The sequence below is a fragment of the Desulforhopalus sp. genome, assembly GCA_030247675.1.
GTDB lineage: Bacteria > Desulfobacterota > Desulfobulbia > Desulfobulbales > Desulfocapsaceae > Desulforhopalus_A.
The window spans coordinates 139066-155843 of record JAOTRX010000011.1 but is presented as its reverse complement, the minus strand read 5'-3'; the positions used below and the strand labels follow the sequence as shown (position 1 = coordinate 155843).

Sequence of the window (16778 nt, the reverse complement as noted above, 5' to 3'; positions counted from 1 at the left end):
TATTACTTTGCTGATTTCTCCGCCGGCAATTCATTGATGATCAAGACAAAGAGATTGTCCTTTTTAAAGAATACCTGCTGCAAATCATAGTCCCTGCTGGGAGAGAGACTGAGAGTCACCTGGACCTTCTCCGGTTTGCTGTGTTTTGCCGTGCTTATCTTTTGGACATATTTGCCGTTGGCAAGGATGTTTTCCTGCAGCCCTTTGCTGAGTTCTATCCCGGGAAAATCACAGATCACTCTGGGATTGTCTTTTTCCACGGCAGAAACGGTTGGCGGAAGAAATCCGGTGAGATGAAAAAGTACCATTTCGCCTTTTTGCGAGGAATCATCAAAGGTTATATTAAGAAGCTGCGGGCTCTCTGGCACGGAAGGTGCGGCAGGAGTTATAGTTGAGGCCGACGCCGCTTTCTTCTCCGGTTCGGCAGGGAGAGCTGCGGTCGATAGCGGTTTCTCCGTTGCCAATTTTCCGGCCGCTTGCTTGTCAACGGCGGGTTTGTCAGCCACAGCCTTTTCCGCGACAGGTTTTTCAATCACCGGTTTTTCGACGGTGAGTTTTTCAGTGGCAGGTTTGGCAACCGCAGCGTCTTTTTCAACAGGTAATGGCGGGGCCACTGCTTCCTGCTTGACGGCGGGCAACATCTCTTTTGAAGACTGCTCCTTCGAATCGGCAGACAACCGTACGGTGAGAATACGATCCGCCTCGGAATACTCGCTGGTATGACGAACGGCGATGTTCTTGGCAAGATCTACCACCACGCGTATTTTCTGTTCAGGAGCCTGATGCGAACCGGTACGAATGGTTGTGGCCAATTTGCCTTCGGGAAGAGGAATGTTTCCTTTGCCCGCATACGAACTATTAAGGAAATCAAGGACCAAACGAGGATTATCACCCTTCATGGTGAAAATCTTCGGGGCAACCTGGGCCCCGAGCTTGAAGGTCAACTTCTCCTCATTGTCGGCAACCACGGCATGGGAAATCGATTCGATTGCCACCCCACCCGAGGACGCTGCAAAACCTGCCGAAGACAACCCGACAATGATTCCGGTAAAAACGACGAGAAGAAATGCTAACCATTTCATCAGACACATCCTTTTTCACATATTATAACGAATGTTTAACCAAAAACGCCGAGTACAACTTTTCTGATTACCTTATCCCGACTTGAAAAGTCAACCAAATTTCAGTAAATGATTGGCCTGGATGATATTGAAGAATCAAAGAGATATGCCTACTGCAGGAGTATTTCCTCCACCATTTTTCCCTGGGAACCCCATGTCCAACCAAGCGCACTTTGCCTCCGTCGTCAAACCCGGCCGCTACCTCGGTCATGAATATAATTCCGTGCAAAAGGACTGGGATTCCATTTCGGTCCGCTTTGCCCTTGTCTTTCCAGACCTTTATGAAATAGGTATGTCCCATCACGGCCTGCAAATCCTCTATCATATTCTGAACAGCCGGGAAGATTTCCTGGCTGAGCGCTGCTATTGCCCGGACACCGATATTGAGCGGCTCCTTCGTGAAAAAGGACAGCTGCTCACCAGTCTTGAGTCACTCCGGCCGCTGAACAGTTTTGATTGTATCGGCATCACCCTGCCCTATGAACTCTGCTACACCAACATCCTGACAATCCTCGATCTGGCTAATATTCCCTTGTACGCACGGGACCGGGACAGCTCGTTCCCCCTTCTCCTCGGCGGCGGCGCCGGGTCCTTTAACCCTGAGCCGGTCGCCGATTATTTTGACGCCATTCTCCTCGGCGACGGCGAGGAGGCGGTCATCGAGATTGGCGATGTGATTGTCCGGCATAAAGCCGCGGGTGGGAGCAAGGCCGAACTTCTTTTGCACCTTGCGGCAATTGACGGTGTGTATATCCCCAGCCATTTCCAGCCGGATTATGACGCCTCCGGGAACATCCTGGCAATCCGTCGAATGGCCGGCGAAAAAGATGTGATACGTCGGAGAATACTGAAAGATCTTGGCAAGATAGATCACCTCAAACGACCCATCGTGCCAAATGCCAAGATTGTCCATGACCGACTGGGGATCGAAGTCGCCCGCGGCTGCACCAGAGGCTGCCGGTTTTGCCAGGCAGGCATCACCTACCGGCCGGTTCGGGAACGGACCCCGGAGCAAATCATGGAACTTGCGGAAAACGGCATCGACAACTCCGGCTTTGAAGAGCTCGCCCTGTTGTCTCTTTCCACCGGCGATTACAGCTGCCTGGAACAGACTCTTCCAGCACTGATGGACAAGTTCTCCTCACGGTTCATTTCCATCGCCATGCCTTCAATGCGGGTGGGAACCCTCACCCCAGCGGTCATGGAGCAGGTAAAACGGGTTCGCAAAACCGGCTTTACCCTGGCCCCCGAGGCCGGCAGTGAACGGCTGCGCCGGGTCATCAACAAAGGCATTACCGAGGAGGACCTCCTCAGTACCTGTAATGACGCCTTTGCCGCCGGCTGGCAAGGTGTGAAGCTCTATTTCATGATTGGTCTGCCGACGGAGACCGATGAAGACATCCTGGCCATCGCCGACCTGGCTAAAAAGATCATGAATGATAAAAGCAAAGGAGGCGGCCGGGGCAAAAGACAGATCACCATCAGCGTCGGCACATTTGTCCCCAAACCACACACCCCCTTTCAGTGGGCAGAACAGCTGAGCATGGACGCAGGCATGGAGCGCATTCAGCGCATCAAGCGAACTCTTCCCGGCAAGGGCTGCAACCTGCGTTACCACAGCCCCAGGCAGAGTTTTCTCGAAGGGGTTTTCTCCCGCGGCGACCGGCGCCTTGCAACCCTTATTGAAAAGGCCTGGGGTGAAGGAGCCCGCCTCGACGGCTGGGACGAACATTTTGATCTTTCCCGCTGGCAACAAGCGGCGGAGACCTGTCAATTGTCCCTTGAATGGTATCTGCAGGCCAGGAACATAGAAGACATATTGCCGTGGCAGCATCTGAGCTCAGGGGTCACCCCGCAGTTTCTCCTTGATGAGCAGGAAAAGGCCTGGCGCGAGGATTACACCCCCGATTGCCGCTACCACGCCTGCCAAAAATGTGGCCTCTGTGACTTCAAGACAATCCAGCCGGTAGTCTGCAACCGGGGCAAGAACGTTGTGACAGAACAGTCTGCTTCTCCTCAGGTACCAGATTGTGCTGCGCAGGAGCATAACCCCTTTACCGGCCACTACAAATATATCGTTCACTACTCCCGCCTCGGAAATATCTGCTATCTCGGCCACTTGGAGATGCTACAGGGAATCTTTCGCACCCTCCGCCGAGCGGCGATACAAACCAATTTCAGCCAGGGCTTTAATCCGTCACCAAAGATCTCCTTCGGCCCGGCCCTGGCGGCTGGAACAGAAAGCCTTGCCGAATTTTTCATCATGGACCTCCCGGAACCGCTCAAAGACTGCGCGGCAACTGCGAAAGTCCTCAACGAAAAGCTCGTCCCGGGCCTGAAAATCAATAAAATTGAGCCCCATTCGGGGAAAGTGCCGCAATGCCTTCTCACCTCCTACATTCTCACCCTGCCGCGAACAATCACCGACTCGGAAAAGGAGCGGATCACCAATTTTTCTGGTAGTGTGAGTTATCCTGTCACCAAGACGAGGAAGGGGAGGTCCAGCGAGATCGACATTCGCCCGCTTATCGCCCGTATTGAAGTCTCCGGCCCCGCATCGATACAGCTTGACATGGTCGGAGTAAGCGCTCAACCCGGGATCAAACCCTTGGAGGCGCTGGCACAGATCCTTGGTCTGAATCAAGAGGAATCCTTGGCCACCACAATTCTTAAAACTGCTTGGCGATCCATGGATAGCCAGTAACAGAACACAACAGGCTTCGAAGACTTTATGAAATTCCCTGCAAGAAATCAAATCGTGGCACAAAAGATTCCCACTGCAGCCGCTACCTCCTGGTTACTTGCTCTCTTGTTTTTCATGCTCACCGCCGGCGTCCAGGATACACTTGCCGCCGAGGACAATATCGACCATCTGATCAGTAACGGTGGCTACATGATCGAAGACAGCAGCGGCCGTCACCGATACCGGGCAGATGACCTTTTTGTGCCGGCTTCAACCATGAAGGTTCTGACAAGCCTGATCGCGCTTGAGCTCCTCAGCCCGGAGTACCGTTTTGAAACGCACTTTTTCCTCGATAGCCAAGCGAACCTGTATATCAAAGGTTATGGCGACCCACTTCTCACTTCCGCAAATATCCTCGAAATCGGCAAAAAACTTGCCGGCATGGGAATAACGAAACTGCGCTCGCTATGTCTCGACGACAGCGTCTTCAGCCTGAACGGCGAAACAGCCAGCGACGAAAATTCGGCAAACAGTTATGATGCCCCAAACGGCGCCCTGGCCGTCAATTTCAATGCCGTGCCGATATTGGTCGGTAAAAACGGCAAGGTCAGCTCCGCTGAACCGGAAACCCCTCTGCTTCCACTGATGAAACAAATAGGTAGCGGACTTGCTCCCGGCTCCTATCGTCTCAATATCAACATGCTGCCCCCTGAGGCGGACAAATCGCCGACCCTTCGCTACGCTGGTGAACTTCTTACGGCGCAGCTGCAAAAAGCCGGGATAACCATTCAGCATCCTTTCAAAAAAGAAAATACTCCAGGCAGCCTCAAACCTGTTTTCATTCATCAAAGCCCTGCGCCTCTGGAGGAAATTGTCAGAGAATGTCTGAAATATTCCAACAACTTCATCGCCAACCAGCTATTTCTCACCTGTGGCCTGCAAGCCTACGGTTTCCCTGCAACCTGGGATAAGGGTAGGCAGACCTTCGGCAATTATGCAATGACCTCCCTTGGCCTTCCCAAAGAGGTGCTGATCGTCATGGACGGTGCCGGTCTATCGAGGCAAAACCGGGTAAGTCCTGCCGCCCTGATTCAGATCCTTGGCCGCTTCAAACCATTTGCCACCCTTTTAAAGCAATACGAATCAATACCGCTGAAAAGTGGCACCCTCACCGGTGTCTACTGTTACGCCGGATACTTCCCGCAAAATGACACGCTTATACCTTTTGCCCTCCTGCTCAACCAGCCGGAAAACACCAGGAAGCAACTGCTCAAGGAGCTTCAGGCCAGGGTGCCCATTGGTGACACAGGCATCCCGCTGGCCCGGCTCGACAAACGCTGAAAATGTCCTTGCCATTTGCGCTGGCCTTTTTTACCATGCAAGCAGCCTGCACCTTCGTCTGTCATTCATTTTTCAACAATTTATTACCACCAAGGAGTTTGTATGCTGCCTGCCGATCATTGTAAAATTGCCGTAAGCTGCGGTGCTTTTCTCCTTTTCCTGACCCTTTCCTCTTGCGGAACAGCCCCGGTTGGCGACCCGGGAAACGGCCAAACATGGTACAAGATGAACAACTGCGGTGCCTGTCACGGTGAAACAGGTAAAGGTGGCCGAGCTCCCGACATCACCAACCTCGACATGAGCTTTGGTAGTTTTGTCAAAAAACTGCGAAAGAAAGATGCGCCAATAATGCCACCCTTTCCAGAGTCAAAAATCTCCGAACGAGATGCGGCAGATATTTATGCCTACTTGAAAAGCGCCAAATAACCACACCTTGGCTTAACAACCTTGGGCTGAGAAATGATCGGTGTGCGAAATGTCCTTTGTAATTGTAACCAGGAATGATTATCACTTACTACAACAGGGATCGCGGTTGTTCCATATTGGAGGTTTGCCACCGCAATCATTCTCTTCACAAAGGAGGGCATTATGAACTCAATGGTTGAAAGCCTTTACACCTTTCTGGCGGCGGTGGGATTTACCCACCCGCTCCACCCCATGCTCACCCATGTGCCGATGGGCATGATTATTGGCATGGTGGTGTTTTCCCTCCTCGGTCTAGTCATGAAAAAAGAGGTCTTTGATCAGACTGCCTTTCACTGCTGTGTCCTTGCCCTGCTCTCCATTGGCCCGGTTATCGGTGCCGGTATGCTGGATTGGCTTCACTTACAGCAAGGGGCGTGGAATGGCTTTATCATTGCAAAAATGATTCTCGCCACGGTGCTTACTGTTCTCTTGATAGCCGCCGTTATCATAAAGAGAAAGGGAGCCAGTCAGAGAAAAATGGTGATTTTCTATTTTCTCTGTCTCGCCTGTGCGGGAGGATTGGGCTACTCGGGCGGGTCACTGGTTTACGGTTAATGGTTCACCCCCTCTGCCGCCTGCTTCCGGGATGAGGGGTTATTCTTGCACATGCCTCAGCACTATCAGTCCATCGGGATTAGTGCCCTTTGGGGCAGATGCAGACGAATCGAAAAGCATAAAAAGCACAAAGGGATGACCTGTTTTTTGACCATCCCTTCATGCATATCTAAGGTTTTCTAAACACTGCCCCCTTAAAACAGTTATAGTATCCACAGAAAATTGAATCAAAAAACAAGAATATAATTCTACACAAGGTACGAAGCGCACTCTGAAAAGCAGTATGCCAGGTCCACTCTTACTCCTCGAAGCCTTTGGCCAGCTTCTCCTGTAGATTTGTGGCAAGGACCGCCAAAAAGGCCTCAGTCGTTAAATAGTGGTTCGGCTGGAGATCCTTCCCGTAAATGCACAAGGCCAGGTCTTTGGTCATTTTCCCATCTTCCACCGTCTCGATACAAACATCTTCCAGCGCCTGGCAAAAGGCTATGAGCGGCCGGTTACCATCCATTTTGCCGCGGAAGGCCAAGCCCCTCGTCCAGGCGAAGATCGAGGCAATGGGGTTAGTGGAGGTTGGTCTTCCCTGCTGATGCTCCCGGTAATGGCGGGTGACGGTACCATGTGCGGCCTCGGCCTCCATGGTCTTACCATCCGGAGTCACCAGGGTTGAGGTCATCAAGCCAAGCGAGCCGAAACCCTGTGCCAGGGTATCCGACTGGACATCACCATCATAATTTTTGCAGGCCCAGACAAAGCCACCATCCCATTTCAGCGCTGAGGCCACCATGTCGTCAATCAGGCGATGTTCATAGGTGATACCCAGGGCATCCATCAGCCCTTTGTAGGTGCTTTGGTAGAGTTCGGCAAAGATGTCTTTAAACCGCCCATCATACTGTTTTAAAATAGTATTTTTTGTTGAAAGGTATAATGGCCACTTTTTATGAATGGCCTGGTTAAAACACGAATGAGCAAAGCCGGTGATCGAGGCATCGGTGTTATACATGGTCATTGCCACCCCGCAGCCCTGGAAGTTATACACGTCGTAGCTCTGGGGCTCGCTGCCATCCTCAGGAGTAAAGGTAACCGTCAATTTTCCCCGTCCTTGAACAACAAAATCAGTTGCCTTGTATTGGTCGCCGAAGGCGTGGCGCCCAATACAAATCGGCCTTTTCCAAGTAGTTACCAGCCGGGGAATATTCTTCACCACGATAGGCTCGCGAAACACCGTCCCGTCAAGAATATTGCGGATCGTGCCGTTTGGCGATTTGTACATCTTTTTCAGCTTGAATTCCTTCACCCGTCCTTCATCGGGTGTGATTGTCGCGCATTTAATGCCGACCCCGAATTGTTTGATAGCGTTGGCCGCATCAATGGTCACCTGATCATCACTGGCATCTCTCGACTGGATCGACAAATCGTAGTAACGGATATCCAGATCAAGATAGGGTAAGATCAGCGATTCTTTAATAAATTGCCAGATAATCCGCGTCATCTCATCGCCATCCAGCTCCACAACCGGGTTAGTTACTTGTATCTTTTTCATCGATTATTCATCACAGTAAAAGTTGATAAATGAACCTTTGCCCAGTGGCAAAAATTGTCCTGATAAAGAAAATGGCCAAAACTAAGGTTCGTTCGAGCCCGCCGAAAAGGGAGAAGGTTTTTACAAGCTGCGTTGAGCAGCTTGTCTGCTCAAACGAAACATATGCCCTTGCGGTATACGTATTTCATATTAACGAGAAACCGATCAACTTGCCAGTCTCCAAATGGTAATTTGGTCGAACGGCAGAATGTCACAAACCGCCAAAACGACAGTATCGATCCGCTGGACAAATCCGCCACAAACTGTAAGATAAAACTGAGCTGAGCAGCTATCTGCTCAAACTAATCGTATGCCCTTGCGGTATAAACGCGGTACCTACCGGAGGCGGATAAAAACCAAGCTTCCATCCCGCCAATCTCTCGCCATGAGTGTCCGAATGCACATTGAGGTTGATAGCCATACCCACACAATCGCCAGCGGCCACGCTTACAGCACACTGGGTGAGAACGTCGCCGCCGCCGCTGCCGCTGGAATCAAGCTCCTGGCTTTAACAGAACATGGCCCGGCCATGCCGGGCAGCCCACACATCTGGTACTTCAGGAACATGCGGGTCATCCCCCGGATCCTTAACGGGGTAGGGGTTCTCAGGGGTATAGAGGCAAACATCATCGACTGGCAGGGTAAGCTTGATATCGATGACAGCCTACCACCACTGTTGGATATCGTCCTCGCCAGCCTCCATGAGCCGGTCATCGAACCTTCCACCAAGAACCGGCATACCGATGCGGTTATCGGGGCCATGGCCTCAGGGAAGATCGATGTCTTCGCCCACGGCGGCAACCCCGCCTTTCCAATCGATGTCGAGGAGGTAGCCAAGGCGGCAAGTGCCTATAAGGTCCTGGTCGAGATCAACAACTCCTCGCTCACCACCTCCCGTCCCGGCAGTGAGAAAAACTGCAGCTCCCTCGCTGAGGCAGTTGGCCGTCATGGCGCCTGCCTCACCTTCGGCAGCGACGCACACATCGCCTACAACGTTGGACGATTTACCGAATGCACCGAATTTATAGAAAATATCGGCTTTCCAAGCGACCGAATCCTCAGCACCAGCTGTTATGCCTTCTTGACCTTTCTCCAAGAAAGGCACAAGGAAAATCTCGATGCCTTCTTCGAGATAGGCGCCCCAATGACAAAATCAGTGTAGGCCGGCCTTACCTTTCCCCCCAAACAACGAACCCCTGCTTCTTATACCCTTCAACGCACTCTTCATTTTTGCTGTAGGATGCGGGCGTCACAAACTGATCGCTGACTTCGCATTCAACGAAGTCCATGGTTTTAGGATCCTGAAGAATGACCATCTTTTTCTTACCTGAGTACGACGCACAACTGCTGCAGAGCAGGAACAGGACACACAGTAAATTCATGTATTTTTGCATGGCTCACCTTACTTAGGACTCGTGAATCTGTCGTTGCCCGGATCTGCCTCGAAAACTTCGGCACTGCGGAAGGGAAGGCCGGCGGCATCTTTTGTGGAAAGGACTGGCGGCGCCGATATCGGCCACTCAATGCCCAGTTCAGGGTCATTCCAGATGATGCAGCGCTCATACTCTGGGGCGTAATAGTCGGTGGTGCGGTAAAGAAACTCCGCAGTCTCGGACAAAACGACAAAACCATGGCCAAAACCTTCGGGGATCCACAGCTGCAACTTATTCTCCGCCGACAGCAGGGCTCCGACCCATTTGCCGAAGGTGGCGGATGATCGCCGCAAATCAACAGCAACATCGAAGACCTCACCGCTGACCACCCGCACCAGCTTCCCCTGGGATTGCTTGATCTGATAGTGCAGACCACGCAAAACCCCTTTATTTGACCGAGAATGGTTGTCCTGAACGAAATCCCGCTTCAGTCCGGTCTCTTCCAGCCACTCGCGCTGATTAAAACTCTCAAAGAAAAAACCCCGGTCATCACCGAACACCCGTGGCTCGATGAGCAAAACTTCTGGAATGGCTGTTGCTGTAACTTTCATTGATATCTAAATATTCAAAAGGTTCGGATATTGCCGTGCAATGCATCCCGGCACTTACAAGCGATACATCTCGGCATAATACATCTGGTATTCGCCGCTGACGATATCGGCCACCCAATGAAGGTTGGCAAGATACCAATCGACGGTTTGGTCCATACCCTCGGCAAAGGTCATCCGCGGCTGCCAACCAAGCTGCTCCTTGATTTTCGTTGCATCGATGGCGTAGCGGCGGTCATGGCCCAAACGATCGGCCACGAAGGTGATAAGCGAGCGGCGCGGCTGCCCTGATTCGCCCAGGCCAAGCTTTTTGTCAAGAAGATCACAGATAAGGGTGACCACCTCAAGATTTTGCTTCTCGTTATTGCCACCGATATTGTAGCACTGGCCGTTCCTACCCTTGGTCAACACCTCGACAATCGCCTCACAGTGATCCTGCACATACAACCAGTCGCGGACATTCTTGCCGTCACCGTAAACCGGCAGGGGTCGGTTGTTCAGGGCGTTATTGAAGATGAGGGGGATGAGTTTTTCCGGAAATTGATACGGCCCGTAGTTGTTCGAACAGTTGGTTATGCGCACCGGCAGACCGTAGGTGTGGAAATAGGCACTTGCCAGGTGGTCGGAGGAGGCCTTCGATGCCGAATACGGCGACCGTGGGTCGTAGGCCGTGGTCTCGGTGAAATACCCGGTCGAACCAAGAGAACCGTAGACCTCATCGGTACTGACATGGAGAAAACAGTGTCCTGCCTCCTGCGCCTTGTCCCCCGGCCAATTCTGCCGCGCTGCTTCAAGGAGGGTAAAGGTGCCGCCAATATTGGTGCGGATGAACTCTCCGGGGCCGGTAATCGATCGATCGACATGCGACTCGGCGGCGAAGTGGACAACCGTGTCAAAGCCTTCCTCATGAAAAAGCCTCTCAACCAATTCGGCATCGCAGATATCGCCCCGGACAAAGCGGTAGTTTTCCCCTTCGATAATCCCCGCAAGGTTTTGCAAGTTACCGGCATAGGTGAGTTTATCAAGATTTACCACCCGCCAATCGCCATGGTGGCTGTGCAGCAACCGAACAAAATTCGCCCCGATGAACCCACAACCTCCGGTCACCAGCACGGTACGCTTATTTTTCATTGGTGTCAGTTTTCTGTTTGCATTATCGGAAAAAGAACATATCCTACTCACTTTTTTTCTGCATGTTCTTATAATAAGTTCATTCCATAAATCAAAGTTCTATTTTCAGCAGCCATGAGTAAACAACAGCACCAGGAAATCGCCAGGAGGCGGACCTTCGGGATCATCAGCCATCCCGATGCGGGGAAGACTACGCTTACCGAAAAACTGCTTCTATTCGGAGGGGCCATCAACATGGCCGGTGCAGTGAAATCGCGGAAAGTAGACCGTCATGCTACCAGCGATTGGATGGCAATCGAACAGGAACGCGGCATTTCCGTAACGACTTCGGTGATGAAGTTCACCTATCGGGATTATGAAGTCAACCTCCTCGACACCCCCGGCCACCAGGACTTTTCAGAGGACACATACCGGGTACTTACTGCTGTCGATTCAGCGGTGATGGTCATCGACAGCGCCAAAGGCGTTGAGGCGCAAACCGAGAAACTGATGGAGGTGTGCCGGATGCGCAACACCCCGATCATGACCTTTATCAATAAGCTCGACCGCGAGGGCATGTCGCCGCTCGATATCATGGCAGAGATCGAAGAAAAGCTGCAGATTGAGTGTACCCCCCTTTCCTGGCCGATCGGCATGGGCAAGACCTTCAAGGGCGTATACAATATCTACCGCAAGGCCCTCCATCTCTTTACTCCTGGTCAAAATACCCGCGATGTGCAGGGTATCTTTATCGACGATCTGAACGACCCGCAGGTTGATGCGCTGCTCGGCCGCCAAGCCGACGACCTGCGCCAGGACCTGGAACTCCTCGCCGGCGCCGCCAATCCCTTTGAATACGACCATTATCTGAAGGCCAGCCAGACCCCGGTATTCTTCGGCAGTGCCATCAATAATTTCGGTATCAGGGAGATGCTCGACTGTTTTGTTGAAATGGCTCCGCCGCCCGGCCCACGCCAGGCGGTAAGCCGCATGGTCGATCCGGAAGAAGAGGATTTCACCGGCTTTGTTTTTAAAATTCAGGCCAATATGAACCCGGCGCACCGGGACCGCATCGCCTTCTTTCGCATCTGCTCCGGCCAATTCACCAAGGGGATGAAGGTCAGACACCATCGCCTCGGCAAAGACATCACCCTTGCCAACGCCACTATCTTCATGGCCCAGGAACGATCCAACGTGGAAGAGGCCTGGCCGGGAGACATCATCGGCCTGCACAACCACGGGACAATCAAGATCGGCGACACCTTCTCACCAAAGGAGCCTCTGAAGTTTACCGGCATTCCCAATTTCGCCCCGGAGCATTTCCGCCGGGTCCTGCTCAAAGACCCGCTGAAGATGAAACAGCTGCAGAAGGGCCTCGTCCAGCTAGCGGAAGAAGGCGCCATTCAGGTCTTTCGCCCACTTATCGGTTCAGATTACATCATGGGGGCGGTAGGCGTCCTGCAATTCGAGGTGACCATGGCCCGGTTGCAAAACGAATACAGTGTCCGGGCTATCTACGAATCCGTCGATTACCAGGCAGCGCGCTGGGTATATTGTGATGACAAGAAAGCCCTTGAAGAATTCGAAAGGAAAAATCAGGCATCCCTCGCCAGGGACACCGAAGGTTTTCTCACCTATCTGGCGCAAAGTGAGTGGATGTTGAACTATTTCATGGAGAAGTGGCCCGCCATCATCTTTCACAAGACCCGCGAGAATATCTGATTCCTCCGCCAGGGCTACGCTGCGGTGAGCCGCACCGGCAAAAAACTGCCTACTCTGTTTCAGGTGTCTCTATCTGGTCTACAAATACCAGGGCGTGACCGCCGGTCAAGGCCTCGGCGACCTTCTGCCTGGCGGCGGTGATAATCCGCTGGATAGTGCCGCGGGACACCCCCATGCTTTTCCCTGCCTCTTCCTGGGTCATCCCCTCTTTATCGCAAAGCCGCAAGGCCTCGAGCTCGTCATTGTGGAGGGAAATCTGCCTGAGGGAGACAAGCGGGGTTCCGGTGGGCTTAAAGGCCTTACCACAAAACTGGCCTTGGCATTTCCTCTCTTTTTTAGGTCTTGGCGACATATATCCCTCCGGAAACCGGCTCCAATGCAATAGGCAAACACCTTGCTTTGACGAGCTACCTTGTTACCACCGATGCAAATGAGGTATAAATCTCAACCACCTGCAATGATACGGCAAAAGGGACGCTCCAAGGAGGAGCGTCCAGCTAAAGGCCCCTTATACCGGTTGTGAAGGGAAAAATCAATCCATCAGTGCTGACAGTTCCCCGACCCTTGACAGGCCTGATCGGCATGCATTACGGGCAGGCTGTTGCCTACAAAACCGTCAACCACATCACTGACGGTCTGCATGCTTCCACGATCGGCAAAATAGACGGTGATCCCTACCTCGGCAAAGCCACGCAGGGGTCGTCCCCCCATGCCACCGACGATTATTGCCTGAACTCCTGCGGCGTGCAGAAGTTGCACCGGCACTAAACACCCGCCAGCCTCATGTCCACCGTTGGCTATGGTCTTTACATTTTTGACATTTTTTTGCTCGTCAAACTCGACGACGGTAAAGATGTCACAGTGGCCAAAATGGTCTGAACGTTGCGCCTCAAGGCCCCCTGGACTATTAGTTGGAATTGCTACCTGCATGTTGTTTCTCCTTATTAAAGACATTTAAAGAATGTATTGCTAATTGCCAAGATCATCATTTTGTGCATTTGCACGATAACCTTCACCCGGCCGATTGTCAAGGAGGCAATCTTGCAAACCGGCAAAACGAACAGCCGACTCACAGAAAGAGGGTGGAACAAGCCATGGACAACCGATCGAAGATCAGGTAGATTACCGGCAAACTGGGCTTGCTTGCTGTCACGACAGATCACCACACACCAAATGGCCCTCCTTCCTGAAGAGGAGGGCCGTCGTCACATCCTGCGGCACAGGCGAGGTAGGCAAACGATTCTCCACCTCACCCAGTACCGAGGTCTCACCGCCGATCACTTCTTTTATTCGGATATATTCTTGAAACTCATTGTGATTTTTCTCACATTCTGGCTCTTTTGTCTAAGCGCTGCCCAACCTGCTTCGGCGGCCGATGCAAAAAGGAAGGCTGCTTTCAAGGAAGTAACGGCCACCTCTTCCACAACACATCTTTTAGCCTTCGGCACCCTTGATTACGACTTCACGCCGGAAATGGTGGCCATACTGCGTAGCGGCATAGCCCTCAAATTCTCATTTTTTATCGAACTGTACAAAACCAAGGAAAACTGGCCGGACGAACAGATTGCCTCCCTCGTATTTCAACACATAATGACCTATGACCCCTTGAAGGAAAATTACCGGATCACCCTCGAAGAGGAAAACAACAAAACCCTTTCTTTTAAAACCCTGGAGGAGGCACAAAAGGCCCTCAACGAGCTTAACGGCACCAAGGTCGTCGCACTGCAGCAGCTCATCCCCGACAATAGCTACAAACTGAAACTTCGCGCCGAACTGTATCAAAAGACCTTGCCGCTTAGTCTCCACAATGTCGTGCCCTTTCTTTCGTGGTCGGAAGTGGCGACGGACTGGTATTTCCTTAAATTTGCCTACTGATAGCCGACAATGAATAATCCCCCCGAGAAAGAGCAGACCGAAAACAGGCGGCCCTACAGTGCTGAGCAGATACAGCAGAAACGAAAACTCGTCCGCCGGACCATTTTCATCTGCCTGCTCCTCATCCCCTTCTTTGTCTGGCTGCAAAGCACTTTTCTCAAAGGCGGAACCGAGGTCCCTTTAACAAATAATATCTTAATCTTCGCCCTCATCAACATTAACGTCCTGTTGGTGTTGTTCGTACTCTTTTTGGTACTCCGTCACCTGGCTGAACTCCTCTTCGAGCGGCGGGCCAACCGGCTCGGCAATAAACTCAAAACAAAACTGATTGTCTCCTTCCTCTCCCTGACACTCATTCCAACCATTTTGCTCTTTTTCGTCGCCCTCCAGTTTGTCTCCACCAGCATGGATTACTGGTTTAATACGAGCATCGAAGACTCCCTTACCGAATCACTGAAACTTGCCCAATCCTTGCTCCACGAAAAGGAAGACCAAGTTGCCCTCATGAGCAAGGGCATCGACGAACGATTAAAAGACCTCGATATCGGATCCTATACACCGGAGGACATCAGCAAGACCCTGGAGAATATCCTTTCCTTCAACCCGATTAATGGCCCCGACAGCCTCAGCCTGTTTACCAACGACAAGAACTTGGAAATCATCGTGCGGGGCCCGCAGCTGCGCAGCACCATTCTCCCCAAAGTGCCGGTGGAGGTACTAGAAAAGGTACGAGCCGAGCAAACTCGAGAGACCCTCATCCAAGAGGTCCAGGTAGGAGATCTGGTAAGTTGTGTCGCCGAGATCCAATTGGGCAGCGGCCAACTCGGCAAGGCAATCCTGGTGACCTCGCTCCTGGTTAAAAGTGAGCAATTAGCCAGAATGACTAATATTTCCAAAGGCATTACCGGTTACCGGCAATTAAAGCATTTCAAGGACCCCTTTAAGTTCTGGCTGCTGATTATCCTGCTGATCGTCACCCTCCTGGTGATTTTTGCCGCTATCTGGTTTGGCCTATATATCTCCCGGGGCATCACCGAGCCTCTGGAAAAGCTTGTTCTGGCGACCAGGCGGGTTGCCGATGGTGATCTTGAATTCGTCATGGAACGCGACTCCAACGATGAGATGGGACTTCTTGTCGACTCATTCAACCAGATGACCCTCAACCTCAACTCCAGCAACAAAAAACTGGGAGAGGCCCATGCCGCCCTGCAGCAAAGCTCCCAGGAATCGGAACAGCGGCGGCGCTACACCGAAATCATCCTGCAAAACGTCTCGGCAGGGGTTATCTCCCTTGATGAAGCAGGAAAAATCACTACGATTAACCGCTTTGCCGAAAAGCTTTTAAATATAGATAAGAATCTTTTCCTCGGACTCAGCTACAAGGATGTGCTGCCCAGCTACCAGGCGACCATCGTTGACGGCTTTATCGAGGAACTGCACATTACCGGCAAGACCACCGTCGAGCAACATATCCGGCTGAATGTCCTCGGCAGAAACTACTCTCTCCTGGTAAATTTTACCCGGCTTGAGGACGAAGGGGGAAAACCCATCGGCTTCGTACTGGTCTTTGACAATCTGACCAAGCTCGAAAAGATGCAGCGCATGGCGGCATGGAGAGAAGTGGCAAAAAGGATCGCCCATGAGATCAAAAACCCGCTTACCCCAATCCAGCTTTCAGCCCAGCGCCTGCGCCGCCGTTATCCGGAAATCCTCAATGAGGAGAACAGCATCTTCGACCAGTGCACAAACACCATCATCACCCAGGTCGATGAAATGAAACGGCTGGTGAGCGAGTTCTCACAATTCGCCCGCATGCCCAAAGTGCAGAAATCACCGGAAGACCTCGGCAAACTCGCCAAGAGCACACTTTTCCTTTACCAGGAAGGCCATAAGAATATAAACTTTACCTGCCGGGAAATGGAGGCGATTCCGATCTTCAACTTTGATGCCGAGCAGATCAAACGCTGCCTTATCAACCTTTTGGACAATGCTGTTGCGGTTTTACCGGATGGCGGTAATATAGATATCGAGCTTTCTCTCGACCCGGAAAAAGACAAGGTTTTTCTTAAGGTCTTTGATAATGGGCCGGGCATCTCCAAAGACAACAAACTCAAGCTCTTTGAGCCCTACTTTTCAACGAAAAAGACCGGAACCGGCCTGGGGCTGGCGATCGTCTCGACGATTGTTGCTGACCATAACGGCTACATCCGAGTTGAGGACAATGAACCCACCGGGTCAGTTTTCATTATTGAACTGCCACTCCTGAAACAGGGTTAAAGGCAACGTCGATGTCGAGCAGAGCTTAGTTGCTATTGCTAACGAACCGGGACTTGCCTCCCTCCGCGC

General features: G+C 52.0%; 15 protein-coding genes. 8 read left to right on the top strand and 7 right to left on the bottom strand.

Features of this window, described 5'->3' with window-relative positions:
* Window positions 1–2 precede the first annotated feature (2 nt).
* Window positions 3–1082, bottom strand: coding sequence for an AMIN domain-containing protein (locus OEL83_20020; protein MDK9709331.1), 1080 nt, complete (start codon window positions 1080–1082; stop codon window positions 3–5).
* A 193-nt stretch (window positions 1083–1275) separates the two neighbouring features.
* Here OEL83_20020 and OEL83_20015 point away from each other — a divergent pair, with 193 nt between their 5' ends.
* The 4 genes from OEL83_20015 (at window position 1276) to OEL83_20000 (ending at window position 6165) form a co-directional block, all read left to right on the top strand.
* Window positions 1276–3825 (top strand): TIGR03960 family B12-binding radical SAM protein, encoded by a 2550-nt coding sequence (locus tag OEL83_20015; protein ID MDK9709330.1) that lies wholly within the window; start codon window positions 1276–1278, stop codon window positions 3823–3825.
* 54 nt (window positions 3826–3879) lie between these two features.
* Window positions 3880–5145: a D-alanyl-D-alanine carboxypeptidase gene (locus tag OEL83_20010; protein ID MDK9709329.1), complete on the top strand. Its 1266-nt coding sequence runs from the start codon at window positions 3880–3882 to the stop codon at window positions 5143–5145.
* Between the two features lie 102 nt (window positions 5146–5247).
* Window positions 5248–5571 carry a cytochrome c gene (locus OEL83_20005; protein MDK9709328.1) on the top strand — a complete coding sequence of 108 codons (324 nt, stop codon included), beginning with the start codon at window positions 5248–5250 and terminating at the stop codon, window positions 5569–5571.
* 162 nt (window positions 5572–5733) lie between these two features.
* Window positions 5734–6165 (top strand): hypothetical protein, encoded by a 432-nt coding sequence (locus tag OEL83_20000; GenBank protein ID MDK9709327.1) that lies wholly within the window; start codon window positions 5734–5736, stop codon window positions 6163–6165.
* Window positions 6166–6463: 298 nt separating this feature from the next.
* Here OEL83_20000 and OEL83_19995 read toward each other — a convergent pair whose 3' ends face one another.
* Window positions 6464–7705 (bottom strand): isocitrate dehydrogenase (NADP(+)), encoded by a 1242-nt coding sequence (locus tag OEL83_19995; GenBank protein ID MDK9709326.1) that lies wholly within the window; start codon window positions 7703–7705, stop codon window positions 6464–6466.
* Between the two features lie 436 nt (window positions 7706–8141).
* On the opposite strand from OEL83_19995, the gene OEL83_19990 reads away from it, so the two are divergent.
* Entirely contained in the window at window positions 8142–8906 is a 765-nt protein-coding gene (locus tag OEL83_19990; GenBank protein MDK9709325.1) for a phosphatase, read from the top strand.
* Window positions 8907–8913: 7 nt separating this feature from the next.
* Here OEL83_19990 and OEL83_19985 read toward each other — a convergent pair whose 3' ends face one another.
* From OEL83_19985 to rfbB, 3 genes are read right to left on the bottom strand one after another with little or no spacing between them, the layout of a single operon-like run.
* On the bottom strand, window positions 8914–9126 hold the full coding sequence (locus tag OEL83_19985) for a hypothetical protein (protein ID MDK9709324.1): 213 nt from the start codon (window positions 9124–9126) through the stop codon (window positions 8914–8916).
* Window positions 9127–9146: 20 nt separating this feature from the next.
* Complete coding sequence (rfbC, locus tag OEL83_19980) at window positions 9147–9728, bottom strand: dTDP-4-dehydrorhamnose 3,5-epimerase (GenBank protein ID MDK9709323.1); 582 nt, start codon at window positions 9726–9728, stop codon at window positions 9147–9149.
* A 54-nt stretch (window positions 9729–9782) separates the two neighbouring features.
* On the bottom strand, window positions 9783–10856 hold the full coding sequence (rfbB, locus tag OEL83_19975) for a dTDP-glucose 4,6-dehydratase (protein MDK9709322.1): 1074 nt from the start codon (window positions 10854–10856) through the stop codon (window positions 9783–9785).
* 114 nt (window positions 10857–10970) lie between these two features.
* Here rfbB and OEL83_19970 point away from each other — a divergent pair, with 114 nt between their 5' ends.
* The gene (locus OEL83_19970; GenBank protein MDK9709321.1) at window positions 10971–12557 is read left to right on the top strand and encodes a peptide chain release factor 3; all 1587 of its coding nucleotides are present in this window, start codon (window positions 10971–10973) and stop codon (window positions 12555–12557) included.
* A 49-nt stretch (window positions 12558–12606) separates the two neighbouring features.
* Here the strand turns inward: OEL83_19970 and OEL83_19965 are convergent, their stop codons facing one another.
* Window positions 12607–12909, bottom strand: coding sequence for a DUF134 domain-containing protein (locus OEL83_19965; protein ID MDK9709320.1), 303 nt, complete (start codon window positions 12907–12909; stop codon window positions 12607–12609).
* A 188-nt stretch (window positions 12910–13097) separates the two neighbouring features.
* Window positions 13098–13487 carry a dinitrogenase iron-molybdenum cofactor biosynthesis protein gene (locus tag OEL83_19960; protein MDK9709319.1) on the bottom strand — a complete coding sequence of 130 codons (390 nt, stop codon included), beginning with the start codon at window positions 13485–13487 and terminating at the stop codon, window positions 13098–13100.
* Window positions 13488–13871: 384 nt separating this feature from the next.
* On the opposite strand from OEL83_19960, the gene OEL83_19955 reads away from it, so the two are divergent.
* Entirely contained in the window at window positions 13872–14432 is a 561-nt protein-coding gene (locus OEL83_19955; protein ID MDK9709318.1) for a DUF4390 domain-containing protein, read from the top strand.
* 9 nt (window positions 14433–14441) lie between these two features.
* Window positions 14442–16709 (top strand): ATP-binding protein, encoded by a 2268-nt coding sequence (locus tag OEL83_19950; GenBank protein ID MDK9709317.1) that lies wholly within the window; start codon window positions 14442–14444, stop codon window positions 16707–16709.
* Window positions 16710–16778: the final 69 nt, after the last annotated feature.